General features: G+C 60.5%; 17 protein-coding genes and 7 pseudogenes. 15 read left to right on the top strand and 9 right to left on the bottom strand.

What is annotated here, in order from left to right:
• Both tnpB (HAP48_RS26585) and tnpA (HAP48_RS26580) read right to left on the bottom strand, forming a co-directional pair.
• A complete protein-coding gene (tnpB, locus tag HAP48_RS26585; RefSeq protein ID WP_092304020.1) occupies positions 1-357 on the bottom strand; it encodes an IS66 family insertion sequence element accessory protein TnpB in 357 nt (118 codons plus the stop codon).
• Positions 354-791: an IS66-like element accessory protein TnpA gene (gene tnpA / locus HAP48_RS26580; protein WP_166208712.1), complete on the bottom strand. Its 438-nt coding sequence runs from the start codon at positions 789-791 to the stop codon at positions 354-356. Before tnpA (HAP48_RS26580) ends, tnpB (HAP48_RS26585) begins: the two co-directional genes overlap by 4 nt.
• Before the next feature lie 122 nt (positions 792-913).
• Here tnpA (HAP48_RS26580) and HAP48_RS50150 point away from each other — a divergent pair, with 122 nt between their 5' ends.
• The 7 genes and pseudogenes from HAP48_RS50150 to tnpC (HAP48_RS26545) all read left to right on the top strand — a co-directional run bounded on the left by HAP48_RS50150 (position 914) and on the right by tnpC (HAP48_RS26545) (position 7,489).
• Positions 914-1,261, top strand: coding sequence for a transposase (locus tag HAP48_RS50150; protein ID WP_029085231.1), 348 nt, complete (start codon positions 914-916; stop codon positions 1,259-1,261).
• Complete coding sequence (tnpB, locus tag HAP48_RS26570) at positions 1,258-1,602, top strand: IS66 family insertion sequence element accessory protein TnpB (RefSeq protein ID WP_029085230.1); 345 nt, start codon at positions 1,258-1,260, stop codon at positions 1,600-1,602. Before HAP48_RS50150 ends, tnpB (HAP48_RS26570) begins: the two co-directional genes overlap by 4 nt.
• A gap of 74 nt (positions 1,603-1,676) precedes the next feature.
• Positions 1,677-3,267: pseudogene (gene tnpC / locus HAP48_RS26565) on the top strand (IS66 family transposase).
• Positions 3,268-3,491: 224 nt separating this feature from the next.
• Positions 3,492-4,826, top strand: a complete 1,335-nt coding sequence (locus HAP48_RS26560) for an ABC transporter substrate-binding protein (RefSeq protein WP_224496606.1) — start codon at positions 3,492-3,494, stop codon at positions 4,824-4,826.
• Between the two features lie 203 nt (positions 4,827-5,029).
• Positions 5,030-5,425 (top strand): IS66-like element accessory protein TnpA, encoded by a 396-nt coding sequence (gene tnpA, locus HAP48_RS26555; RefSeq protein ID WP_166204038.1) that lies wholly within the window; start codon positions 5,030-5,032, stop codon positions 5,423-5,425.
• Positions 5,422-5,769 (top strand): IS66 family insertion sequence element accessory protein TnpB, encoded by a 348-nt coding sequence (gene tnpB / locus HAP48_RS26550; RefSeq protein WP_063676425.1) that lies wholly within the window; start codon positions 5,422-5,424, stop codon positions 5,767-5,769. Before tnpA (HAP48_RS26555) ends, tnpB (HAP48_RS26550) begins: the two co-directional genes overlap by 4 nt.
• Positions 5,770-5,815: 46 nt before the next feature.
• Positions 5,816-7,489, top strand: a complete 1,674-nt coding sequence (gene tnpC, locus HAP48_RS26545; protein WP_166204039.1) for an IS66 family transposase — start codon at positions 5,816-5,818, stop codon at positions 7,487-7,489.
• Between the two features lie 584 nt (positions 7,490-8,073).
• Here tnpC (HAP48_RS26545) and HAP48_RS26540 read toward each other — a convergent pair.
• A complete protein-coding gene (locus tag HAP48_RS26540; protein ID WP_029085173.1) occupies positions 8,074-9,213 on the bottom strand; it encodes an MFS transporter in 1,140 nt (379 codons plus the stop codon).
• Between the two features lie 980 nt (positions 9,214-10,193).
• Between HAP48_RS26540 and HAP48_RS26535 the strand changes: the two genes are divergently transcribed.
• Both HAP48_RS26535 and HAP48_RS26530 read left to right on the top strand, forming a co-directional pair.
• Positions 10,194-10,379 carry an avidin/streptavidin family protein gene (locus HAP48_RS26535; protein WP_166215966.1) on the top strand — a complete coding sequence of 62 codons (186 nt, stop codon included), beginning with the start codon at positions 10,194-10,196 and terminating at the stop codon, positions 10,377-10,379.
• Positions 10,380-10,394: 15 nt separating this feature from the next.
• Positions 10,395-10,718: pseudogene (locus HAP48_RS26530) on the top strand (transposase); the annotation flags it as partial.
• Positions 10,719-10,728: 10 nt separating this feature from the next.
• Here HAP48_RS26530 and HAP48_RS26525 read toward each other — a convergent pair.
• Positions 10,729-11,671, bottom strand: a protein-coding gene (locus HAP48_RS26525; protein WP_166208721.1) for an IS630 family transposase whose coding sequence is annotated in 2 segments (ribosomal slippage) — positions 10,729-11,335 and positions 11,334-11,671 — 945 coding nt in all. Because the reading frame shifts where the segments join, the coding sequence is not laid out codon by codon here.
• 248 nt (positions 11,672-11,919) lie between these two features.
• On the opposite strand from HAP48_RS26525, the pseudogene HAP48_RS26520 reads away from it, so the two are divergent.
• Positions 11,920-12,428: pseudogene (locus tag HAP48_RS26520) on the top strand (transposase); the annotation flags it as partial.
• Positions 12,429-12,741: 313 nt separating this feature from the next.
• Here HAP48_RS26520 and HAP48_RS26515 read toward each other — a convergent pair.
• From HAP48_RS26515 to HAP48_RS26505, 3 genes and pseudogenes are all read right to left on the bottom strand, one after another.
• Positions 12,742-15,114: an LPS-assembly protein LptD gene (locus HAP48_RS26515; protein ID WP_224496605.1), complete on the bottom strand. Its 2,373-nt coding sequence runs from the start codon at positions 15,112-15,114 to the stop codon at positions 12,742-12,744.
• Between the two features lie 822 nt (positions 15,115-15,936).
• Entirely contained in the window at positions 15,937-16,575 is a 639-nt protein-coding gene (locus HAP48_RS26510) for a hypothetical protein (protein WP_156929088.1), read from the bottom strand.
• Positions 16,576-17,122: 547 nt separating this feature from the next.
• A pseudogene (locus HAP48_RS26505) lies at positions 17,123-17,398 on the bottom strand (transposase); the annotation flags it as partial.
• Positions 17,399-17,583: 185 nt separating this feature from the next.
• On the opposite strand from HAP48_RS26505, the gene HAP48_RS26500 reads away from it, so the two are divergent.
• The 5 genes and pseudogenes from HAP48_RS26500 to HAP48_RS26485 form a co-directional block, all read left to right on the top strand.
• Positions 17,584-17,913, top strand: a complete 330-nt coding sequence (locus HAP48_RS26500; protein WP_166208727.1) for a hypothetical protein — start codon at positions 17,584-17,586, stop codon at positions 17,911-17,913.
• 532 nt (positions 17,914-18,445) lie between these two features.
• Positions 18,446-18,799 (top strand): hypothetical protein, encoded by a 354-nt coding sequence (locus HAP48_RS26495; protein ID WP_035978384.1) that lies wholly within the window; start codon positions 18,446-18,448, stop codon positions 18,797-18,799.
• A gap of 355 nt (positions 18,800-19,154) precedes the next feature.
• Positions 19,155-19,575: pseudogene (locus HAP48_RS26490) on the top strand (helix-turn-helix domain-containing protein); the annotation flags it as partial.
• Between the two features lie 512 nt (positions 19,576-20,087).
• Positions 20,088-20,207: pseudogene (locus tag HAP48_RS50880) on the top strand (hypothetical protein); the annotation flags it as partial.
• A 403-nt stretch (positions 20,208-20,610) separates the two neighbouring features.
• Positions 20,611-20,853, top strand: a pseudogene (locus tag HAP48_RS26485) (ACT domain-containing protein); the annotation flags it as partial.
• A 98-nt stretch (positions 20,854-20,951) separates the two neighbouring features.
• On the opposite strand, the gene HAP48_RS26480 reads toward HAP48_RS26485, so the two are convergent.
• Together HAP48_RS26480 and HAP48_RS26475 are read right to left on the bottom strand one after the other, a co-directional pair.
• Positions 20,952-22,898, bottom strand: a complete 1,947-nt coding sequence (locus tag HAP48_RS26480; protein WP_166208730.1) for a glycosyltransferase — start codon at positions 22,896-22,898, stop codon at positions 20,952-20,954.
• A complete protein-coding gene (locus HAP48_RS26475) occupies positions 22,895-24,259 on the bottom strand; it encodes an HlyD family secretion protein (RefSeq protein ID WP_175612293.1) in 1,365 nt (454 codons plus the stop codon). Before HAP48_RS26475 ends, HAP48_RS26480 begins: the two co-directional genes overlap by 4 nt.
• Positions 24,260-24,741: the final 482 nt, after the last annotated feature.

The following is a 24,741-nucleotide window of genomic DNA, read 5'->3' as shown; positions in this document are numbered from 1 at the left end:
CTATCCCGCTTGTGTTGGCGCCGGCGTCGCCCGTGCTTCATGCACAAGCCGCCAGTCGAGCCCCTCCAGCAGCGCCGACAATTGCGCCGCCGACAGACGCATCACACCGTCCTCGATCTTCGGCCAGCGGAAGATTCCATCCTCCAGCCTCTTGGCGAACAGACACAAACCCGTTCCGTCCCAGAACACCAGCTTGATCCGATCCGCCCGCTTGGCCCTGAACACATAGACAGCTCCCGAGAATGGGTCAGCCCCCATGCTCTCGCGCACCAGGGTAGCAAGCCCCTCCATTCCCTTGCGGAAGTCTACCGGTTTAGTCGCCACCATCACCCGGACCGCACCCGACGGACCGATCACTGGCTCGCCTTCAGCGCCTGGACGATCGACGCAATCATTGTTGGGTCGGCACCACGACCGACCCGGATCGTGATGCCGTCAACTTCGATCTCGATGATCCCGGAATCCGTCTTGGCCTTGCAGCGCACCGCTTTGCGCTCACGGCCAAGAGCGGACGCCGGCACTACGGCATCCACCACCGCCGGCACAAACTGTACTTCTTCCACTTCGGAATGACCGCCCGCAGCTTCTCGCAACTGACGGCGCCAGCCAAACAACTGCTGCGGCGACAATCCATGCCGTCGCGCTACCGAACAGACCGAGTCGCCGCTCGCAACGATCTCCGCAACAATCCGCGCCTTGTCCTCGTCGCTCCACTTCCGCCGACGGCCGGCTCCAGTGAAGACCTCAAGCCGCCTCACCGGCTCCGTGATAGCACTATGCACTGTGTCCATTCTAAGCCTAACGGTTCAAACAAACCGCAGACTCGCAGATCGCCCCGTCAACCGGTAGGTGGCCGCTGAACAGCGCTTACGCTTCTATGTCTGCGCCTAGTTCTGGAACTAGAACCTTCCATATGATCGAAGCGGTCGCCGACCGTCTTGAGGGAGCGCCGCGGCAGCTTCGCCGACGCTGGTCGGACGAGTTCAAGGCGCAAATTGTGACAGAGGCGCTGGAGCCTGGCGCGAGCGTCTCGGCGATCGCCCGCCGGATCGGCATTCACCCGTCGCAGCTGTTCGCTTGGCGCCGTGATGCTCGGGCCGAGCGGCATTATCGCTCGCGGCACTCGAGTTGCGAGGGCGTGGTGGCGTCTGTGGCAGGCACAGTGATTGAGATTGCCATTGGCGAGGTCGTCGTGCGTGCCGGCGTGGACGTCGACGAGGCGCACTTGCAGCGAGTGATCCGGGCGGTGCGTTCGGCATGATTCCCTCGGGCGTGAAGGTGTTCCTCGCCAGCCATCCAGTCGACTTCCGCAAGGGTATCGATGGCCTGGTTGCGCTTGTGCGCGATGCGGGCTCAGATCCGTTCGACGGTGCGCTTTATGTCTTCCGGGCCAAAAGAGCCGACAGAATAAAGATCGTATGGTGGGATGGCTCCGGCGTGTGCCTCTATTTAAAACGTCTCGAAAAGGCGAAGTTCTGCTGGCCGCGGATCGGGCATCATCGGGTGCAGATGAATCCTGCGCAGTTGATGGCACTGGTGGATGGAATGGACTGGAAGCGGGTCCGGACCGTGGCGGTCCAGCCGCCGGAGATTGTTGGGTAAAAGCGCTGCGGCGAAGTGAATCAGTGAGCTGAAAAGGCAAGAGAACCGGGGCAAAATGTGCTCTGGTCGGGCCAATGACGCCGCCCGATCTCAACCTCCCGAATGACGTAGAGACGCTGAGAGCCATGGTGCTTGCCCTGGCCGAGAGGGCGGCCCGCGCCGATGCTCTGGAGAGCGAAGTCGCCGATCTCAGGGTGCGCAACGCCGATGCCGATGCGCGTATCGAGCGGCTGACGCAGATCCTGAAGGCCTTCGACCGCGCCCGGTTCGGCCGACGATCGGAAAAGCTCGGCTCTGCGAACGGCGACGATGAACAGCAGGCCTTTGTCTTCGAGGAAATTGAGACCGGCATCGCTGCAATCAAGGCCCAGGTCAGCAAGGGCCGTGAGCAAGCGGATGGCAAGCGTGCACCGCGTCGGCGCAAGGGCTTTGCGCCCCATCTGGAACGGATCGAAACCGTCATTGAGCCGGAAGACCTTGCTGAGCACCGGCAAGCAGAAGGTGGTGATCGGCGAGGACGTGTCGGAGCGTCTGGATGTGGTGCCAGCGAAGTTCCGTGTGATCGTCACGCGCCGTCCCAAGTATGCCTTCAAGAACGCGGACGGCGTAATCCAGGCGCCGGCTCCGGCCCATATCATTGAAGGAGGCATTCCGACGGAAGCGCTTCTGGCCCAGATCGCGGTCGCCAAATACGCCGATGGCATGCCGCTCTACCGGCAGGAGGCGATCTACGCGCGCGATCATGTCGAGCTCGACCGCCAGCTGATGGCGCAATGGATGGGCAAGCTCGGCTTCGAGCTCGAGATCATGGCCGACTACATCTTCAGCGAGGTCAAGAAGGCCGAACGGGTCTTTGCCGACGAAACCACCCTGCCGACGCTCGCTCCCGGCTCCGGATCGACGAAAACGGCCTACTTATGGGCCTATGCCAGAGATGACCGCACCTTTGGCCGCAGCGGTCCCCCGATGGTGGCTTATCGCTTCGAAGACAGCCGCTCCGGCGAATGCGCGGTCCGCCATCTCAATGGTTATCGGGGCATCCTGCAAGTGGATGGCTATGCCGCCTATAACAAGTTGGCGCGCGCCGATCGCGGCAATGATGGCATCACATTGGCTGGCTGCTGGTCACACAGCAGACGCAAGTTCTACGAGCTGCATGTTGCAGGAAGCTCGAAAGTGGCAACGATGACGGTCGAGCGGATGGCAAAGCTCTGGCAGGTCGAGAAGACCGTGCGCGGTCAAAGTCCCCACGCACGCGTTGCCGCGCGTCAGCAAGCCTCCGCGGCGGTCGTCGCAGATCTCTTTGATCTCTGGCAGCAGACCTTGCGGCGGATCTCCGGCACATCAAAACTGGCCGAGGCAATCCGCTATGCCGTCTCGCGCCGTGCCATCTTCGAGCGCTTCCTGACCGACGGCCGCATTGAGCTCGACTCCAACATCGTCGAACGCGCCATCAGGCCACAAACAATTACGAGAAAGAATAGCCTCTTCGCTGGCAGCGACGGCGGCGGACGAACCTGGGCGACCATCGCGACACTGCTGCAGACAGCGAAGATGAACAACGTCGATCCGTTCGCCTGGCTCACCCTCACGCTTCAGCGCATCGCCAACGGCTGGCCGAGCAGCCAGATCGAGGCGCTTATGCCATGGAACCACGCCGCGTGAACGGCCTCAGCTTGCCGCTTACGAATTAGCCCGACGGCTTTGTCAATCAACTAATCAACTGGCATCCCGGCGCCTTCAACTGACGCGAGGACGCTGATCGGCTGACTGCGGCCGACTTCTCTGAGAGCCCTGTTAGATTTGGGAGGTGATCAGCGTTCTACATTGGGACTATCAATCTTGCTGCTGCTTCGCATTGAAGACCAACATGCATTGCCCACCCAAGCTTGACCGCATTTAGCGGAGCACAGACCTCCAGGTTCTATGCCGCCATCATTCGTTACCTCAAGATCCCAGATATCCGCAGGCATCAAGGAGAGCGCAGCATTATGAGACCTTCGGCTGCCTATGTCGCCGTCATGGCAATCCTCGTGAGTGCGACATCTACTGCCGCGCCGACCCTGGTCGTAGCACAGGGAATTTCAGGGGACGTCATCAAGATTGGCGTCATGAACGACCAAAGCGGCCCTTATTCCGACAATTGCGGGCTCGGTTCGGTTATCGCCGCGCAGTTAGCCATAAGCGACTTTAGTAGGGCCATCAACGGTAAGAACATCGAGCTCATCGTGGCGGACGATCAGAACAAGCCGGACATCGGCGTCGGGATCGCGTCGCGCTGGCTAGACAATGAGGGGGTGGACGCAATCGTCGGATGTTCTGCATCGTCAGTCGCACTCGGTGTACAAGACGTCATGAGGAGCCGGAAGAAACCATATCTCTTGGCCGGAACGGCGGCCGCGTTCTTCACCAATGAGAGATGCTCTCCTTTGACGACGCAGTGGGCAATGGATACCTATGCGCTGGCTAAGGCGACGGTCAAATCGTTGCTGGCTCAGAGACTGGATACTTGGTTCTTTGTCACCGTTGATTACTCCTTCGGCAAAGTCTGGCAGGCCGACGCGACGAACTTTATCAAGTCCGCTGGCGGCAAGGTCGTCGGCTCCGTTCTGCATCCGCTCAATTCTTCCGATTTCGCGTCTGCTCTCCTGACGGCCCAGTCGAGCGGTGCAAAGGTCGTCGCTTTGGCCAATTCGGGGGCAGACTTCGCCAATGCCCTGAAGCAGGCTGAGGAGTTCGGGCTCACGCAGAAGCAGCAGCTAGCTCCGCTGGGATTGATGATCAATCAGACGCACAGCATCGGCCTGCAGCCGCTGCAGAATGTACGTCTGACCACCACGTTTTACTGGGATAGGACAGACGAGACGCGCGCCTTCGCGAAGCGCTACGAGGCAGCATTCGATGGCCGGATCCCGAACGAGGCGCACGCGAGCACCTACAGTGCAGTTATGCACTATCTCAAGGCGATTGCCGCGGCGCAGACGGACGAAGGCGAGGCGGTGGTGCGACAGATGAAGAACACCACGGTCAATGGTTTCGAGATGAAGAATGTTAGGATCCGCGCCGACGGTCAGGTGATGCGCCCGCTCTATGCCGCGCGCATAAAGGCGTCGATCGAGTCAAAATATCCTTATGACTACTACGAGATCACGGGGACCATTCCGGCCGAGGATGCTTGGCGCCCGGCCGCGGACAGCGCCTGCAATCTCCTGAAGACGCAGTAAGTCGCACAGGCGGGCCAGCCCGATCTGTCTCGATCGGGCTACAGACAGTCAATCCGCCAACAACAATAGTTCTGCCCGACAACAGGGCGCTGGATGGACAACGTGTTCATCGAACGCCTGTGGCGCGCTAAAATACGAGGACATCGTATCCGTCCGAGGGCGGCCGTCTTGCGAGTTTTTCCGATCTGTAGCTGACTGTCCTTATGGACGTACATAAGGACAGTGCGGTGCTGAGCCGCATGGATTTGGTGGAGACCGGTCGGCGGCGACGCTGGACGCGTGCGGAGAAGCTCAGAATCGTAGAGGAGAGCTTCTCGGGGCCACGACTGGTGTCGGCGACGGCTCGCCGGTATGGGATATCACGTCAGCTTCTGCTGAGCTGGCGCAAGGCTTGGACCTGTCATGATCCGGCCGAAGAGGATTCGATCGGCCCGACATTCGTCCCTGCGATAGTTGCGGCAAGTACGCCGCCAACGACGGAAGCTGTCGAGACAGGTCAGATCGAAATCGTGAGCCCTCAGGGGCTGCGCGTGGTCTTCGGCCCCGGTGCGGATATCGAGGCGGTCGTTCGAATTGCTCGGGGCCTGGCGCGCCGATGATCCCGATCCCGACGGGCGTGCGGGTGTGGCTGGCGACGGGCCATACCGACATGCGGTGCGGCTTTCCGAGCCTGGCTCTGCGCGTGCAGGAAGTGCTCAAGCGCGACGCCATGGGCGGCGGTCTTTTCTGCTTCCGGGGCAAACGCGGTGATCTATTGAAGGTCATTTGGCACGATGGCCAGGGCGCCTGCTTGTTCACCAAAAGACTCGAGAGAGGCAGGTTCATCTGGCCATCGGTTGCTGGTGAATCGGTAACGATCTCTCCGGCGCAGTTGAGCTATCTGTTGTCCGGGATCGATTGGCGCAACCCTCAAGAAACCCAGCGTCCGACGCGGGTCGGATAGTCGTTTTACGGTTTGAATCTGCGGCTCGATCTGATTCAATGGCTCCATGATATCGAAGCCGGATGATCTTCCATCGGACCTTGTCAGTGCCCTGGCGGCGCTGCAGGCCGAGCGTGAGGCGCGACAGAAAGCCGAGGCGAAGGCCGCCAACTGGCAGGCGCAAGCCGCGAATGCGCAGGCGAAACTGTCGGATACCGAGGCGCTGATCGCTCATCTCGAGTTGCGCATCGAGAAGCTGAAACGCGAACTGTACGGGCAGCGCTCCGAGCGCACGGCGCGGCTGCTCGAGCAGTTGGAACTGGAGCTCGAAGACCTCGTCGCCACGGCGAGCGAGGATGAGCTTGCGGCGCAGGCCGCAGCGGCGAAGACGCAGAACGTCCGCCCCTTCACGCGCAAGCGGCCGGTGCGCAAGCCTTGGCCGGACGACATCGAACACGAGCGCGTCGTCATTGACGCTCCGACGAGCTGCGCCTGCTGCGGCGGATCGCGGCTGGCGAAGGTCGGCGAGGATGTGACCAAGACGCTGGAGGAGATCCCGCGTCGCTTCAAGGTCATCGAAACAGTGCGCGAGAAGTTCACCTGCCGCGATTGCGAGAAGATCAGCCAGCCGCCTGCGCCGTTCCATGCCACGCCGCGCGGCTTCATCGGCCCACAATTGCTGGCGACGATCCTGTTCGACAAGTTCGGCATGCATATCCCGCTCAACCGCCAGAGTGCGCGCTTTAAGGCCGAGAGGATCGATTTGCCGCTGTCGACGCTGGCCGACCAGGTCGGCCACGGGACCTTCGCCGTCATGCCACTCTTCCACTTGATCGAACGCCATGTGCTCGCTGCTGAGCGCCTTCATGGCGATGACACCACCATCCGTATCCTGGCGAAGGGCAAGTGCACGACCGGGCGGATCTGGACTTATGTGCGGGATAACCGGCCCTTTGCCGGGCCTGCGCCGCCGGCGGCGGTCTATTACGCCTCGAGCGACCGACGAGGCGAGCATCCGCAGAAGCATCTGGCCGCCTTCGCCGGCATCCTGCAAGCCGATTGCTACAACGGCTTCGAGCCACTGTTCGACCCGCAGAAGAAGGTGCTGCCGATTACGCCGGCGTTTTGCTTCGCCCATGCGCGGCGGGGCTTCTTCGAGCTGGCTGACATCGAGAAGAATGCCCGGGAAGGCAAGAGAGGTAAACCGGTCTCTCCGATCGCGCTGGAGGCGGTCAGGCGCCTGGATGTGTTGTTCGAGATCGAGCGCGCCATTAACGGCTGCGGCGCCGAAGAGCGGCGCGCCGTGCGCCAGGAAAAGAGCAAGCCGCTCCTCGGGGACATGCACGCCTGGTTGCTGCGTGAGCGCGAAACCCTCTCTCGCTCCTCCGAGGTCCTGAAGCCTATGAATTACATGCTCAGGCGCTGGGACGACTTCGCCCGCTTCCTCGACGATGGCAGGATCTGCTTGACCAACAATTGTGCTGAGCGCGCATTGAGAGGCATCGCCTTGGGAAGGCGCAACTGGACCTTCGCCGGCAGCCAGCGTGGTGCCGACCGTGCCGCCATCATGCTGACGATGATCACGACCTGTCGTCTCAACGACGTCGATCCGAAAGCCTGGCTCGCCGACGTCCTCGCCCGTATCGCCGATCTTCCCGCATCGCGTCTGCACGAATTGCTGCCCTGGGAATGGAAGCTCCTGCGCCAAGCCGACAAGCCCGCCGATCAGCAGGCCGCCTGACCTTCACGCAACGCCATCATAGAGCTCGCCGTACCCGCGCGCATGCGTCCATCACGCGGTCCTCGTCGTATGCGTACAGGACATCTATCTCAAGGGTTATTCGGATGGCCATGAGGCCAACGCCGGAATCGCGCGATGGATCGAATTTACTATTTCCAGCGCCCTCATCAGGCGCGGGAAAACCGCGCGCCGATGACGGTCTGGCGGGCCGGTGTCAGCGGCGCCTCCGGCGACGAGGCTGTAGATATGACGCTTCTCGCAAGCGAGACGCTTGGACAACGCTGCGCGTTGCCCACATCCCCACGGCCACAACAGCAGCAAGCAAGAGTAGCGTAAGGCTATTGAGAAGAACGAACGGCAGCAGCTCCACTTAAGAAACCGGACCCAGCGGTCCTCAGTGTAGGGTCCACTTCACAGCAGCAGCAGCAATCATTCTTTCTATCGGGGATCCTGCCCGCGATCAAAGCACGGTTCATTAAGAGGAATTCCGGGCGACCATCCTGCCGCTCGTCTACTTCCTCGGCGGCTCCAACGATAAGTGGTGCCCGCCCAGTTGCGCATGTGCACCTCGCCGCGTGCCTCTCTCACCGTGTTTCCATCGTCACACTGCGCGCTGACAGCGTGACCAGACACATGAGTGCCGCCAATATCGCAAATGCGATCGGCAATCCAGCGAGCTTGGCGAGAAAGCCCACGCCCGCCGGTCCAACGAGGATTCCGGCATAACCAACTGCGGTGATCGCTGCAATCGCGAGGCCGCGAGGCATTACCTTCTGCGCGCCGGCCCGCCGGAACAGGATCGGGACGAGGTTCGATGCACCCAAACCAATAAGCAGGAAGCCTGCTATGGCGAAGGTTGCACTTGTCGCGCAAAGCAGAAGTGCGAAGCCCGCGACCGCCAATAAACTGCCTAACACCAGTGTTGTGCGGTCACCGAGGCGCGCCACAACGGAATCTCCACCGAGGCGCCCGGCAGTCATGGCGATCGAGAACAGCATGAAGCCGAGCCCGCCCTGCGCTTTCGGGACAAGGCCACGTTCCACGAGCAGCAAGGCACTCCAATCAAGCATCGCCCCCTCAATGAGAAACATGATCCCCGCTAGCGCCGCGAGCAGCAGCACGATGGCACGCGGCACCACGAATAGCGCCCCATGCTGTGCCTGAGCGCTTCGGGGCAATCGCGGCCAGATCAGCATCATGGCGCAAACTACGATGATCGAGCAGATCAAGGTTGACGAAAACGCCTCGATATCCAGCCAGAGCAATGTGGTCATCGCGGCGGAACCAACAAATTCGCCTATGCTGAATTGCGCGTGAAAGCCCGACATCAGCGGACGCTTCGCAGCACGTTCCGCCTCTACCGCATAGATATTCGCTGATACACTGATCGAGCCGAGCGAGGCGCCGAAGCCGACCAGCGCAGCTCCTAGCGCAGCGGGTGTACTGAAAACGGCGAGCCACGGCAGGAGGAGCGCAACTCCGAATCCGCCGGCTAAGATGATTGGTTTGCTGCCGCAACGCGCACTCAATAATCCGGTCAATAGCATCGCGACAACTGAACCAATCCCCAGAAGGAGCAGCAGAAAGCCGAGGACGCCGTCATCGACAGCCAGCCGCTCCTTAACGAACGGCACCAACGGCGCCCAGCCCGCCATGCCAAAACCGGCGACAAAGAATGCAAGGCGCGTCGCGAGCCGAGTGGCTCTCCAAGAGGCGGACATCATTCGAAACTCCGGACGAAATGGCGGGCGACACCTACGCAACAGATAAACAGGCCGCTCGTTGCGAGTTGAAACATCTGTGCGCCTCCAGGTCGTGAGACAATTGACGACTTTCCTCAACCTCCTTTGATCGTACAATCTAACGCCACGTTCGTTTCAAGCCATGGGCGTGCCGTCAGATGGCTCGATGGTTGGTACCGGCCTCGTAACCCATGCCCCGCACATCGTCTGCGTGATAACAGCTACCATCCGCAGGTAAGACGATATGGTGAGTATTGCGCGTTAATCCCCAGCACGTCATTCGTTTTGGTTTACCGAGGGAGAGCGGACATGGTGCTGAACAGTCGAAAGGTCATCTTTTACGACGACACCAGGTTGCAGCTAACTTGCCTGCCCGAATCTGGCGCAAATTCGCTCATTTCAATATTGGCGCCCGCCTAACTTCCTCTCGGGTGGTCGGCTTGCGAAGGTTGCCGGACGCGAGAAGGCGGAGCTACCAGCTTACGGCGCATAACATCGCACGGTCGATCGAGGAACCCTTGGTCGCTCAGATAGGTATTAGCGCGCCCACTTTCTTATGCCTCTGAATTCCTCCGCGCGGGCGCGCTCTTGTGACCGTGACGTCGTCGGCGTGCATTCGCAACATGCTCAGCGAGCGGGACGGCCTACCATTTCTGGCAGGTGCCTCGGAGGTCTTTTGTGGCAGATAAGACACAAAGCAACCATCGGCAAAAGGCAGATTCCCGGGAATTGTTGAACAGACCAACCTGGAACTAGAACGGCCTCGACGAGCTTTAGGAATCACCGTCATGGTGGGTTCCGCTTTGAAAGGTGTGCATCAACGCACGTCGTCCAAAATCGGTTGTATGGTTCTCCTATTTCGGATCACATGGATTCGACGATGTCTCAAGAAATCTGGAAACTGACGCACTACGTGGCATCGATCTGCTATTGGCTGCCCAGAAAATGCTCAACCCACCTGAATCTGGACCAACCAATATGGCTCAACTCTGATCCGTAACAGCTACGGCCAGAGTACCGGAGCGATGTCTGGCACCTACACGAACAACGCAAGCAACAGCTGCGACGGCAATAGACCCTGTTCGCCGTCAGGGCCTGTGAGACAAACAGAGGGATTTTGCGGGGGGAGGATTTCTGGTTCATCGTAGCCACCAGGAGCGAAGATGAAGCAGAAATCCGGACCGGGCAAGGCTCGGCAGAACAAGTTCTAAAGGACATTAGGCGACAGACCCGCCGGCGTTATTCGGAGGAGGAGAAGATCCGCATGGTGCTGGAAGGGTTGCGTGACAAGGCGAACATCTCCGAGCTCTGCCGCCGAGAAGGCATTGCGGCCTCGATGTATTACGGCTGGTCCAAGGAGTTCCTCAAAGCCGGTAAGCGCCGCTTGACCGACGGCACGGCGCGAGCTGCGACCTCCCGGCGAGGTGAAAGACCTCCGCCGGGAGGCTACCGCGTTGAAGGAGGCCGTAGCCGATCTGATCCTAGAGCGTGATGAGTTTAGTTTTGGTCATATCCGGCGTTTGCGAAGTAGTTGGCGCATTCGGCCGGTGAGACGGTGCCGAGGATCGGAGCGATAGCATCGTAGACGGCCTCGGTGGTTCGCTGTGCGGCTTTGCGCAGCCAGTGTTTGAACTTGGCGAAGAACTGCTCGATCGGATTGAGATCAGGCGAGTATTTCGGCAGGTAGAAGAGCCGGGCGCCGGCGGCACGGATGGCGCGACGCACGGCGTGGGCCTTGTGCGAGCCGAGATTGTCCATGATGACGATGTCGCCGTGCCGCAGGGTCGGGACCAGAGCCTTCTCGATATAGACAAGGAAGGCTTCGCCGTTGATCGGCCCCTCGAGGAACCACGGAGCGGTAATGCGATCGTGGCGCAAGGCGGCCATGAAGGTCATGGTCCGCCAGCGGCCGTGCGGTACCTTGGCTTTGATACGTTGACCGCGCGGCGCCCAGCCCCGCAGCGGCGCCATATTGGTCTTGGTCCAGGTCTCATCGATGAACACCAGCCGAGTGGGATCGATCCGATCCCGATACTTGGTCCACTGCGCCCGCCGACGGGTGACATCGGGACGATCCTGCTCGGCGGCAATCAGCGTCTTTTTTGTAACTGAGCTTCTCGGCGTGGACGAACTCCCACGTCGTGCGGTAATCGACCTTCAGGCCACGCTCAGCGAGTTCGGCCACCAGCCCGCGCACGGTAAAATCGTTTCGGCACCGTTGCATCAGCCATTCGCGGTGCGGCCCCGCAATCTTCTTTGGCCGATAGCCCCCGATCTGGTCTGGCTTGACGCTACCGGTCTCGTGGAAGCGCTGTACCCAGTTGATCGCCGTGCTGATGCCCACCCCAAATTGAGCCGCTGCCTGATGCCGCGACAGGCCACCTTTGATGACAGCTCTCACTACCCGCTCACGAAGGTCGTCCGAATAGGCTCGTCCCATCCATGCTGGCCTCCTTCCCAGCCAGCATGTTGAATCAGAAGCCTTCCGATTTGGGAATCCCAAATCGATTCAAGCTAGACCCATCCCGCTCTAGAGAACCGTCTGCTCAAAAAAGCATGAACGGGCCCTATCGGTGAATGCTTCGCATTCACCTGTCGGGTGACAGATGAGACGAGGCATGAGGTATCCCGCCTCCGAGAAGGCCGAGATCATCCAGCTGGTCGAGCAATCGCATCTTCCGGCCAAGCGCGACCGTGCTTGACGACTTCTCGCACTACATCGTGGCCTGGAGGCTTGGCCGACCATGTGCGCTTCCGACGTCACGGCCACGCTCGACCAGGCACTCGCTGCATCCGGCCTTGACCACATCGCCATCGCGCACCGGCCAAGGCTTCTCAGCGACAATGGTTCGAGTTACGTGGCGGACGATCTGGCCAAGTGGCTCGACCAGAAGGGCATGCAGCATGTGCGCGGTGCTCCGTACCATCCCCAGACCCAGGGAAAGATCGAGCGCTGGCATCAGACACTGAAGAACTGCATTCTGCTTGACAACTACTACCTGCCTGGTGATCTCGAACGGCAGATATCGGCCTTCGTCGAACACTACAATCAAGTTCGCTATCATGAGAGCATCGAAAACCTCACACCAGCCGATGTATTTATCGGCAGAGCCAAGGCGATCCTCGCAGCGCGAAGATGCATCAAGCGCGACACCATCGCAAACCGCCGCTTGCAGCATCAACTGCAGGCTGCTTAGACTCTAACCCCTGATGAGCCAGAGCCTCCCTTCTCGAAACGCCTGATCAGTCTCAAATCATCTGACAACGGACACACAGCATGATGTGTCTTGCTGGCGCTATTCCAGAGTTCAGCGATCCTGCCAGGGCTGCACATAATTGCTTTCTGACGGCAGCTTCAAGCAGCTCGGGCCGGTGAAGCGTGCGAGCGAGGTGTGGCGCGGAGTAACAGATATGCCAACTATCTCGATTCAGGCTGTGTTTCCGTGAAGAAGCAGTGTGCTTTACCAGGCCACATTGTGAACTGTTCCTCTTTAGCAGTAACGCCGTTGCTCAAAAACTGACCGAATTTACCCCGATCGTTCGTAGACCGATAGTGAGCAGGTATGTATTGTTCAGCACGGGCGGTGCCGAACCAACAGAGTAATTGTAGGAACTTACGTATTTTGCTGCCAGCACGAAGCAGTCGTCCACATAGCCCGCGCCGAACGCGTACTGGTTGATTTTGTTCGCTTCAAGGTCCCAGCGCGCAGCGCCCTGAACCACCCAGTTCGACGCCACCTTGACCGATCCGCTGGTGAGAATGCCTTCGCGGCGCGTCAGGTAGCCGAGTTCCGGCTGCGCTGCATAATCGCCGTAGGTCACGGCGACCGACCAGCGGTCGAAATTCGCGCTCGCCGTGGCCTCGAACCGGTTGATGTTCCAGGTTGCCTCATCCATCCGCGAGCGCACGCTGAACGTATAGGTGCGGTTCGGCGAATAGGCGACGCTCGCGACATAATCCGAGCGCGGGTTCTGCAGGCCGGAGTCGACACCGGTGTTGGTCATATCGGTGACCGCGAACGAATTCAGCCCGAACATCTGGTAGGACTGTCCGAACATCGTCTTGACGCTGCCGCCGCGATCGAACTGCGTGGTGGCCTGCACGCCGACATTGGCGCGGCCGCCGCCCTCGACGCGGTCATAGCCGGAGAACTTGTCGACCGCGAACAGGTTGCTGGTGTCGAATAGAAAACTTTGTGCGTCCTCGTTCGGAAGCTTGCCGGCATTGGGTTCGTCGGGCCGGATAATGACCTGCGCAATCGGCTCGACGGTGGTCGTGCCCCACGGCTGCACATTGATGAACGGGTAGCGGTATTCGAAGCCGACGGTCGGCATCATGCGGACCGTCTGGGTGTCGCCGACCGGCAGGAAGTTGGAAACGCCCGGCTGATTCGAGACGTCGGCATTGATGGCGTCGGCGCGGATGCTGGCGAACGGCGTCCAGATCTGGCCGAACGGGTCGGTGTAGGACTTGCGCCACTGCGCCTCGGCCGTCAGCCTGGTGTAGGTGCCCGGCATGCCGCGCAGCAGGCACTGCGACGGCGTCCGCGCCAGCGGATCTGCGGACGTTAAACTGCACAGGCCGGCGGTGTTAGCAAGCGTCGTGATCGGATCGAACACCGCGGTTTCGCGGGTCAGGTTGACGAAGTTCATCCTGTAGGAGAGCTCGCCACCCAGGATCGGGCTGTTGATCACGTTGTTGTAGTCGATGACGGGGGCGACCACGGGCACCTGGTTCTGGTTGCCCGAGTAGCTCAGGTAGTAGATCGCGCGCGCGTCAAAGTAGCTGCGGTTGCCGACACCGGTCAGATAGAGCTGCGAGATCGCCTCGGTGGGCAGCGACAGGAACGATCCGAACGGGTCCTTGTACTGGGCGAGCCGGTAGTCGGACATGAAGAAGTAGTCGGACAGCACCACGCCGTCCCAGCCCCAGACCCATTTGTCGTTCAGCGCGAACTGACCCTTGGTGTCGACGCCCCAGCGGAACTGGCGATCGCCGGGCTGGCCGGCAAACTGGCCTTGATCGAGCTGGTCGATGCCGTAGAGCCGGATCTGATAGGAGCCGTCCGCCAAGCGCTGGCGGAATTCGCTCTGGAACAGCACGCCCTGCTTCGACGTGATGCGCGGATTGAAGGTGGCGTCCATGTCAGGCGCGATCGCCCAGTAATAGGGGATTTCGACGCCGTAGCCGAACGCCGTGTACGAGGTGAAGCCCGGCATCAGGAAGCCGCTCTTGCGCTTCACGGTCGGATCGGGCGTCGAGAAATAGGGCAGATACGCCATCGGAACGCCGAAGAATTCGAGCTGGGCGTTCTCGAAATAGAGCATCTTCTCGGTCTGGTCATGGATGATGCGCGCGCCCTTGACCTGCCAGAGCGGCGGCTTCCTCGGATCATCCTTGCAGGGCGCGCAGGCGGTATAAACGCCGTAGTCGAACACCGCGTAATTGCCGCTGGACCGATCGGCGCGGGTCGCCGCCATCCGGGTCTGGTCTTCGGTATCGACGCGCAGCGAATCGACGAAACCGTCGCGGTAGTCGTCGCTGAGATCCATGATGTTGGCGTAGGTGATCTTGCCTTCCGCATCGGTCATGCGGATGTTGCCTTCGGCATGAAGACGCTTGGTCTTCTGGTCGTAGATGACCTTGTCGGCCTCCACGCTGGTGCCGTTGTAGAACATCTGCACGTTGCCGACGGCCGAGATGCGGCTGTTGTTGTAGTCGTAATCGACCTCGGTCGCCTGAACGAGCATGTGGTTGCCGCCGAGCACCTTCGGCCGGGTAGCTCGCGATTGGTGCTCATTGTAGATGAAGGCTTGCGCCCATGCTTTCGCAGGCGCAACAACGCCGCAAGCAGTCGCAATAACACCCGCGATGGTAAGCATTAAGATTCGGCGCGAGCGATCACGCATATCCACTCCACGAACTCAGTAAGGCGCACCTGCCCACCGGGAGAAGCACCGCAGAATCCCAGCTAAATCGCGCCGTACGACCCACGCGACAGCTCCATCATAGCACTAGTTTGAATCAATCGGATGAGGTCCCATCTGAACCGTAAAAGGGGCTGCGAACCGTCATCGACATAACGGAATACGTCGCATCTGAAGCAATCGACGTGCCATTGCATCTTTGGTGACGTTGGCGAACCCTGAAGTCATACGTGGGGTTCGCGACATTGACGTCTCAGATCGGACGCGGATCGCGCGACAACAACATGAATCGTCCATGGTGACGATTCTCGAGGCTCTAGTCAGCGAAATCACCGCTGCCATACCGCGATCTCGGCCAGCGTTACGCGGCCCGTAAGCGATATGAACTACAAGGCGCGTGCTGTGCGAGTTACGGGCCTTAATCACCCCCCAAAGGCGGTCGCGCCGGGGCGGCCATACCGGCAGCTCCTTCAGCACGCCGTCAGGTCGGGCCAGACGACCTTGTTCTCGTTGAGCATGTGTTCTCCCTCAGCGAACCTTGTGAATTTCCGTCCGTCCTCTGGCCGGACTTACTTCTATGAGAATGGCCAATTAGATCGCCGCGTTCTTGGCGGCCAAGAAAGCAATTGGCGGTTCCAGCACCGGTATTGCGCCTGCCACGGGATCTGCGCTGCTTCACTTTGGACGCCAGAGCGTTCCCATCACGCAACAGCAAGCATTACCCCCGTCTTTCGTCGCAGAAGCTCCCCTGGAAACGGTGCTCCAACCAGCCTGAACTCAATAAAGGTCAAGACCCTGATAATGAGCGGCTATCACTATTGGAGCGCCTCCACCATCCTTCGCAAGCAGACAACGGCTCATAATGCCATTCGTAGCCTTGGCGGCCCAGTCATCCGCAATGGATCGTTCGACGTCTACGCGAGGAAGTCCTCTGCCAGGATCGGCAGCCTCTTTGACGAAAGCGTCAGCCAACGAATTCCGGAATCCGGAGATTGTTTCCGTGTCCGAGGGCGGGATCGCGCACACCACAGCGTTATTTTCTGCATCCATATACACCTGAGGTCCAAAGGCATTGCGGCTGGCATTGAAGGCCATGATCAGGGTGTAGGTGATCTTGGTGCCGTTGGATGATGTAAATGTATGGTCTCCGACAGAAGCGGGAGTGGATAGGACAAAATTGGTTAGGCCATCCGGATAGAGTTTCGGACGCTGCTGCCCGACAACTCCTATTCCAGCAAATTTGGCAATTTCATCCTCCGCGCAGTGGTTTAGAATGTGACGAGTGCAGTTTGGTTGCTCATTGCTGCGCCGGGGCTCAGTCCAATGGCCAAGACACGGGAGTGATGGAAGGCTGACGGTACCCAGCGGAGCATTGGCCCGATCGATACAGAAAAGGTCCATGACGGGCTTGGTCAACACAGGACGTCGTTTCGACTGTCTGTAATCCAAAATGTACAGCGCAAGGAACTTTGCTCGCGAACTCGCCGGACTACGGTCATCCAGGTCGGTGGCCGGACCACCAGGTATGCTGGCCACCAACATGGACGCGGCGGCGAGCAATAAGAATCCCAAATACAGGTGCTGCGAACATTGGTATCGTGGAATCGGCGTATGTACTAGCATAGCTAAGGAATCCACCGCCGGTGGTGGCTAGGCGATCGTCGGCAATTAGTCGCTCCCCTCGCCGGTGGCTCAGATGTCGACGCCCCAAAAACTGCCAAGGTCTCTGTTTCTCTCGGGAGCAAAAACGACGCCGTATGTGAGCGTCACCACATGATCGACGCCCCGAAACCCGGGTGGCGACGCCGTGAACAAAAGCAAGCGCCGTGCCTCTTGCACGATGCAGATTTTGCGAATTCTTCGTGGTATATGCGTGCCTTCGAGACATCGACACTTGTCTCGAACCTGACAAATTCGGTGCCAGTGCGTCGGAATACGTGCACCGGCGACTGCGAAAGCACGCTATGTCGCTTCCTTCGCGAAGAAGGCTGCGGCCTTGTTTAGGAGATCCCGCTCGGCCTTCAGCTTGGCGACCTCACGGCGCAGCCGTTCGATCTCCTGCTGCTCCGGCTTCATCAGCCCGTGGCCGGAAAAGGCCTGCACCGGGTCTTCACCCATTTGCGCAGAACATTCTCATGAACATCGAGGTCGTGGCCGGCTTGCGCCGCCGACACCCCACGCTGCCTGACCAGCTTGACCGCCTCGATCTTGACTCGCGACTGAACTTCCGTCTCTTCATCGCGCACCTCCGGCTTCATGAAACACCTAATCTCGGTGTCCATCAAACCGGCAGCAGCTCACAACGGACTGGCGCACGCGGCCCCGACCTCGCGGCCACCCCCGTGTCACGGATGTTCGATAGCTCTCGCAGAGGCTCGCTAGCTCGTAGGCCAATGCCTCACGGAGCGGCAAGATGGACGGTTGGTGACGGTCGCCATCAAGGAAGACGGCGATGACGACGACGACTGGCATAGGCACATAACTTACGCGGTCACAGTCGCAAACCCGAGCAAAGCCGCAAAGCTGGCCATGAGAGATAGCTGCGCAAGGTCGCAATGCTCAACCGTCCGCTCGGAGCTGGAATGTTGCAAAGTCGACTTGGAAGTTGGCGAACTGGTCGTGGTTCACGACGATGACATTGATCCAATCACCTCACGGCCCGGAATCATTAGCCAACGTCTGATTTTTCATTTAACCGCGTCGGATTGGATACCTGTCCGGAAGCTCCACGAGCAGTTAGCTGGCGCACTGTGAAGAAGCGGCTTGGCCGTCTAATTAACCCCGGACAGTATGTGGTTGCCTCCAGCTGCCCGCGTCTCTTTCGTAGTCCCAGGCCACTGACTCGGGAAAAGCGACGCCGTGGAATTGGTTCCATGAACGCGATAGAGGCGCTCATACGATAGTCCTGGGGGAAGATCGCAAACAGCCCAGCCCTTTCCGCGATTGCGAAGCTCGAATTAACTAGGCCGCCACCTACACGGCGTCCAAAAAACAGGCCCTCTACATAGGCTAGAACTGAGATGGCAGCAGGATGGATGGCTTCGATCGGCGTCGTCAAAAACGACAAGCTCCGATCTGTCACTTACGCCTTGCGATGGCTGATCAGGCGGAAGCCGTGAAAGCTTCTTTGGCGGCCAGCGCGGGTGGAAGCAGCGATCGCGAATTCCGAACCCCGCGACTCCAATTTTAGAGGTCTTGGGCTAAAGCCAGGCGACGATATCCCTGGCTCGAGTGCAAGACGCCGCGCGCGGTTGACCTGGCCGCGCTGCGCCACGTGCCATCGACGATGGTGCACGATCTCGCCGGGCGCGTACGCTACGTGAAGTGCAGCGGCGCCGGCAAGCGGCCGACGGCCGAGCTCACGCAGCTGTGGCAACGATGCCCGATCGAAGACATGACCGAGCTGACACGCCAGCAATCAGCCGATCCTCACCGAATGGGCTGGGATGTTTTCTATGGCAACGTCAAGATTGGCTGGTTTGGCGAGCGCGCCGGCGTGCCGGCTGACGCCGATCGATGGGGCTGGACCTGTGGCTTCTATCCCGGCTGGCGATCCCGGCCGTCCAGATCGCGACATCACCAGCTACTGCCCTGGGCCTATCGCGCTCAAGACCCGTGGCCTGAACGACGCTTACTTTGACCGATGCCATCGAGAGTTTGTTTTTTGGGGGCGGCGACATTGCGCTCTTCGCAAGCGGCGCCGCCAATGCGGCAGACCTGGAACCAGAACTGAAACTGCCCGGAGCGTGGAATTGGTCCGGAGGCTGCGTTGGGGGCACGTCGGCGGCGGCTACCGCCGAACTTCTATTGCGATGTAGTCGACAAGGCCAGTGTTCCTAGCCGGTGACCGGATCGGCTACATAGAGGAAGAACGGCTGGGTATTTGGTGTCGAGCTCGATGCTAGAGCGGGATGGGTCTAGCTTGAATCGATTTGGGATTCCCAAATCGGAAGGCGTCTGATTCAACATGCTGGCTGGGAAGGAGGCCAGCATGGATGGGACGAGCCTATTCGGACGACCTTCGTGAGCGGGTAGTGAGAGCTGTCATCAAAGGTGGCCTGTCGCGGCATCAGGCAGCGGCTCAATTTGGGGTGGGCATCAGCACGGCGATCAACTGGGTACAGCGCTTCCACGAGACCGGTAGCGTCAAGCCAGACCAGATCGGGGGCTATCGGCCAAAGAAGATTGCGGGGCCGCACCGCGAATGGCTGATGCAACGGTGCCGAAACGATTTTACCGTGCGCGGGCTGGTGGCCGAACTCGCTGAGCGTGGCCTGAAGGTCGATTACCGCACGACGTGGGAGTTCGTCCACGCCGAGAAGCTCAGTTACAAAAAAGACGCTGATTGCCGCCGAGCAGGATCGTCCCGATGTCACCCGTCGGCGGGCGCAGTGGACCAAGTATCGGGATCGGATCCTAGCGCTGCTGCCTCCGACGGCACAAACCTGCCTCGCTGCGTCTGGCTTTCTTGTAAGCGCAAACTGCAAGGCGGGCCCCCACGTCTTTGCTTTGGTCGGCTACGCCTTTGGTTATCCGAGCTAACCGGGCGAGCGGCGTAAGCGCGGCCGCTGATCCGCTGCAAACTACCGTTTCTCATAGGCTTTGCAGGTCACCGAATGTGGTCGAATGGGTATGGCGGAACGCACCATCGCCGGAGACCACCGATGTATTTCCACCTCTATCAGGACGACAAGCGAGAGTGGTGTTGGTCGCTGCACGGCGGGAATCACCATAAGATTGCCAGCTCCGGTGAAGGCTACCATCACAAGACCTGATGCTGTCCCTGCCCTTGGACTAGTCCAAGGGACGAACGAACGCACTCCGGTAAAGGACTGAAGACTGCGAATTGACCATCGTCGGAGACTTACATGCATTTCGAATTGTACCGAGACGAGCACCAGGAATGGCGTTGAAAGCTACACGCGCGGAATGGTCTCAATATCGTCACCTCCGGCGAAAGCTACCACAAAAAGGATGATGCTATTCGCGCCATCAGGCTCGTCCAAGCCACGACTGACGAAACTCCGATCCGTATATCCGCTACCTAGCGTCGGTAGCGTGTCAACCTATCACCTCTCGCTGTTGATAGGGAAATCGACACATGTAACCGTAACTCATCGGCGATCATCAATGCTGCCGATCAGAATCAGGAGAGACGCCTATGCCGATCCATATTAGCTACGCTGAGAAAGAGCTAACCAACGAACAGCGCGCGTCGCAGCCGGCGAACGCCGCGCTAGCTCAAGGAACGCAATACTCGCTGTTGCTCAAGAATCGATCCGCTCAGCCCTGGATATTTTTCGTTTATCAGAAGTTGCCGCGCCTGCAGGCGGATATTTTCTCCTTGGCTTGGTTCTGCTCCCCCTATCAGATCCAAGTCGGCGATCAGATCAGGTTCACGTGGGAAATCGGGACTAAGTGCGGGGTCAATGTTCAGCGTCGATTCACAACCTCGAGGTCTCCGGCCTCGACCGCCCCGGCCTGCTCTACCAGCTCACCACCGCGATCTCGAAGCTCAACCTCAACATCGCCCTCGGCGCATGTCGCGACCTTCGGCGAGCGCGCCCGCGAGGTGTTCTATGTCACCGACCTGCTCGGCGCCCAGATCACCGCGCCGACCCGCAGGCCGCGATCAAGAGCGCGCTGCTGCATCTGTTGTCGACCGAGGACCAGGCGGCGAAGCCGGCGGCTTGACGCGTCGCCTCTCTCCGTCGTCATTCCCCGATGCGCAATTGCGCATCGGGGAATGACGACGGATGGGACTGCTGCAGGCCCACCTCATTCATACCGCTCTAGCCGAACAGCCGCATCAGCAGGGCCTTGCCGACCGGCGCTGCGCGGACACTGCGGAAGGCGCGGACATATTCGCCGGCATAGAATGCGCGCACGACATTGATCCGCGTCGCAACCGCGTCCTCGAAGCGGACGCCGAAGCCATCGCGGGTGCGGCGGACCACGAGCGCGGCCACGTTCTGTCCGTAGACATTGCACTTGATCGAGGCGCCGATTGCGGGAGGGGCGGGATCGATGAAGCGCGCGCCCGAGATCGAAATGTCGACCATCCGGACCAGCCGCGGCTCCGTACCTTCGTGAATCAGGATCGGCTCGTCACGCTCGAAGCGCTCGGCCTTGCGACGCCGCGGCTGCTCGATGCAAATGAAGCACACGATCGCGAGCACGACGCAATTATAGAGGCTCCAGGCCAGCGCCAGCCCCCCATAGGCGATGCTGTCGCCGCGCACATGCAGGATGAATGCGTAGGCGATCGCCAGCAGCGTGATGAGCAAGGCGCTGCCATAGAGCCGCAGCAGCGGCCACTCGATGAAGCGGCGATCGCGGTCACCGCCCTTGGCCGTCACCTTGAACTTGTGGCCTTGCGGCTTGGCGAGGCCGATCACGACCGCCTTCAGGACCGCGGGGGCTGCGATGCATTGCGACACGTCGGTCATGATCGCGAGCGAGCGACCGCGCGAGATCCAAGCCATGGTGAAGGCGTGCCAGACATAGAACGGCATGAAGTACTTCAGAAGCTCGAACAGATCGGCGTGAACCGCCTTGATGCCGAACAGCAGATAGAGCCACGGCACGACGAGGCCGAAAACCTTGGTGCCATAGAGCGCCGCCCAGCTCATGAAGGCGTCGACCAGCGACAGCCGGTCCATGAAGGCGAGCTTCGATTGCCGCGAGAACGGCCCGCTGCGGCCCCTGAAGATCTGCATGAAGCCGAGACACCAGCGCCCGCGCTGGGTGATGTATTCCTTCAATCCCTCCGGCGCGAGACCGATGGTCAAGCGCTCGTTGAGATAGACCGTGCGCAATCCCCTTTCCTTCAGGCGCAGCGTGACGAGATAATCCTCCGTCACCGAATCGGTCGGAAAGCCGCCGATCTGCATCAGGCCGGAAAAGCGGATCAGCGATGAGGTTCCGCAGCAAAATGCCGTGCCCCAGGCGTCCTTGGCCGGCATCAGGATGTCGAAGAAGAAACGCTGTTCGTCGGGCCAGACGTCGGTTGCGGCGAGATTGGTCTGGATCGGATCCGGATTGATGAAGTGCTGCGGCGTCTGCACGACGCCGACGGTGCCGTCCTGCATCAGGCTCATCGCCCGCGTTAGGAAGTCCGGCATCGGGACAAAATCCGCATCGAGGATCGAGACGAACTCCGGCCGGTCCGGCAGCCCGGAAACGTGCTGGAGCGCATGATTGATGTTGCCGGCCTTGGCATGGCGGTTGTCCGGACGGGTCAGATAGTTGCAGCCGAGCTCCTGGGCGAGCCGGCGCAGCCAGAGCCGCCGTCCGTCGTCGAGCACCCAGACGCGATAATCGGGATAGTTCAGCCCGGTGGCGCCGATGATGGTGCGCTCGAGGATCGCCTTCTCTTCATTGTAGGTGCAGATGAAGACGTCGACGCGCGGCGCATCCGTCAACGCCTTGGATTGACGCAGGATGGCATTGACCGCGGGCGAGCGGTCGATGGTGCGGCTGAGGAACAGCAGCGAAAGGCACACCGCGATCATCGAGGCCGCCTCGGCCGCCACGAAGGGATAGCCGACCACCGCGTCGGCGGTGAGCCCCAACGGCGGCAGGGTCTGGGTCACCCGCCAGACGAAGTAGTGCAACAGCAGCAGGAACGATATGCCGGTCATCATGACGCGCCCCAGCGTCTGCTCGCGCCGGAGCAGCGGCAGGATCGCAAGGCAGGCGCCTAAGGCGACCAGCCCGGGCACGAATGCCGCCATCATGACTTTGCCGCGTCCGTGTTGAACACCACCCGCCCGGTTCGGCCGACCGCGCAATCCTTGCCCGTGGTGTCGAGCTCCGGCATCGAGACCGTCACCCGGTACGGTTCCTTGTTCAGTGCATCCGGATTGATCGCAAGGTTCGCGGGCGCCCCCGATGCACCGGTGAGGTTGGCGATCTCACCCTTGATCGAAGCGCTGCCGTCGTTCGGCTCAAAGCTCGCCCGCTCACCAAGCCTGAGGCGGTTATAGACGCCTTCGGTGACATTGGCGGTGACCACTGCGCCGGTGCAATCGAGCAGCTTGAGCAGGGGCTGCCCGGCCCTGACGTCCTCGCCCGGCGACGTCATCATCTCCCAGATGCGTCCGGCGACCGGCGCCTTGATGTCGGCTTCCGCCCGGTTGATGTAGTGCAATTGCTCCGAGGCAATCTCGTGGGTGAGCCAGTCGATCTCCGCATCGGAATGCACCAGATCGGCGCGCAGATCGCTGACGCGCTGGCGCATCTCCTCTTCGCGTTGCACGGAACTCGGCCGGTCATTGTAGCTGTCGCCAAGATAGGTGCCGTTCCTTGCCGCGGTGAGTTCGACCTTGGCGGCGTCGAGCCGGCGCTGCGCGCCTATCTCGGTCTGATGGGCGATCGCCTGCTCGCGCGTCAGCCGGGCCATTTCGACCGTCGAGACGCTGCCCGATTTGACCAGCGACGAGGCGCGTTCAACCGCCGCCGTCGCTTCTTCCCGTCGCGCGGCCGCGGCCTCGATCGCGGTCTGGATTTCGGCGATCCGCGCCTCGAGCTGGAGGATGCGGCCGTCGCGGAACTGGGCCGCCTGGCGCGCGAGGTCCTGTTGCGACGTCTCGGCGGCCGCAAGCTTTGCGGCGAGACTCGGGCGCTCATTCTCCATCCGGGACATCTGCCGCCGGAGATCGTCGAGCCGCACCCGATCGCCGCGCGCGTTGACGACATGAAGGATCGTATCGCCTTCGTGGACCACACTGAGCTGCGTGGAGCTCTGCGGCTTCGCACTCACGGTGCCGTCGATCGGCGAGCGCAGGGTTACGATCCTGGCATTGACCACGGCCTCGACGCTCGAGGTCTGCAGCACGGCTTTCAGCGGCAGCCATCCGAAGATCGCGACGAGGGCGAGGCCAATGCCGACCTTGAGCAGGCGCCGAACCCACCGGCCCGAGCCTGCAGGCGCTTCGGGATGGGGGGCGCTATCATTGACAGGCTCGCTGACCGGCTCGTCGTCCGCCGGCTGCAAGCGGTCCTGCAAATCGCGCTGCAACCCCCGTGCGCCCGATTCCTCGTCCTTGCTGACGGACGTATGATCTTCGGGAACGGGCTTCTGCTGTTCCTGATTCATGATGACCGGACCTGAACTGTCAGTGCGCGCGGGGTTCAGAAACCGTAATCCTGAACGGCCAATGTGCTTTTGGGGTGCCCCTTCGACATAGGCGCACCGTCCCACCGAACGGGGGCGTTATACGCTGGCCCATTGATGGCCACTGATGCTATCTTGGGTTTCTGAGGCCCAAGCCGAGGGTTGCAAACAACCTAGACGTTTGCAACAGTCAGTTTCTACTTAGGGTGCGACGAAACCGCGCGCTCTCGTAAAGCGGTTGCAAGGCTCGACGCTGACGGAAGACACTGTGAATCGGCGTGGAATCCGGACGCCGATCGGCGTCCCAAGTGCTTGATTGACTTCGCGCTTGCGGGGTCAATGTTCAGCGTCGATTCACAAACAGGCAGAGCGCTTGTCGTCTCCCTCACACCTGTGAGCGTGCCGCGCTCGATGCCACTTGCAACGGCCGTTCTCGATTACGTCAAAGCACCCTGGATGTGCTG

The organism is Bradyrhizobium septentrionale, assembly GCF_011516645.4.
Classification (GTDB): Bacteria; Pseudomonadota; Alphaproteobacteria; order Rhizobiales; family Xanthobacteraceae; genus Bradyrhizobium; species Bradyrhizobium septentrionale.
The sequence above is the reverse complement of the archived record's forward strand: the minus strand, read 5'-3'. Positions and strand labels throughout refer to the sequence as shown.

Bases quoted from the DNA above. Each gene is read 5' to 3' on its own strand.
- HAP48_RS26475 (WP_175612293.1), bottom strand. From the start codon at position 24,259: ATGAATCAGGAACAGCAGAAGCCCGTTCCCGAAGATCATACGTCCGTC.
- tnpA (WP_166208712.1), bottom strand. From the start codon at position 791: ATGGACACAGTGCATAGTGCTATCACGGAGCCGGTGAGGCGGCTTGAG.
- HAP48_RS26515 (WP_224496605.1), bottom strand. From the start codon at position 15,114: ATGCTTACCATCGCGGGTGTTATTGCGACTGCTTGCGGCGTTGTTGCG.
- HAP48_RS26480 (WP_166208730.1), bottom strand. From the start codon at position 22,898: ATGATGGCGGCATTCGTGCCCGGGCTGGTCGCCTTAGGCGCCTGCCTT.
- HAP48_RS26495 (WP_035978384.1), top strand. From the start codon at position 18,446: ATGGTGCACGATCTCGCCGGGCGCGTACGCTACGTGAAGTGCAGCGGC.
- tnpA (WP_166204038.1), top strand. From the start codon at position 5,030: ATGGACGTACATAAGGACAGTGCGGTGCTGAGCCGCATGGATTTGGTG.
- HAP48_RS50150 (WP_029085231.1), top strand. From the start codon at position 914: ATGATCGAAGCGGTCGCCGACCGTCTTGAGGGAGCGCCGCGGCAGCTT.
- tnpB (WP_063676425.1), top strand. From the start codon at position 5,422: ATGATCCCGATCCCGACGGGCGTGCGGGTGTGGCTGGCGACGGGCCAT.
- tnpB (WP_029085230.1), top strand. From the start codon at position 1,258: ATGATTCCCTCGGGCGTGAAGGTGTTCCTCGCCAGCCATCCAGTCGAC.
- tnpC (WP_166204039.1), top strand. From the start codon at position 5,816: ATGATATCGAAGCCGGATGATCTTCCATCGGACCTTGTCAGTGCCCTG.
- HAP48_RS26540 (WP_029085173.1), bottom strand. From the start codon at position 9,213: ATGATGTCCGCCTCTTGGAGAGCCACTCGGCTCGCGACGCGCCTTGCA.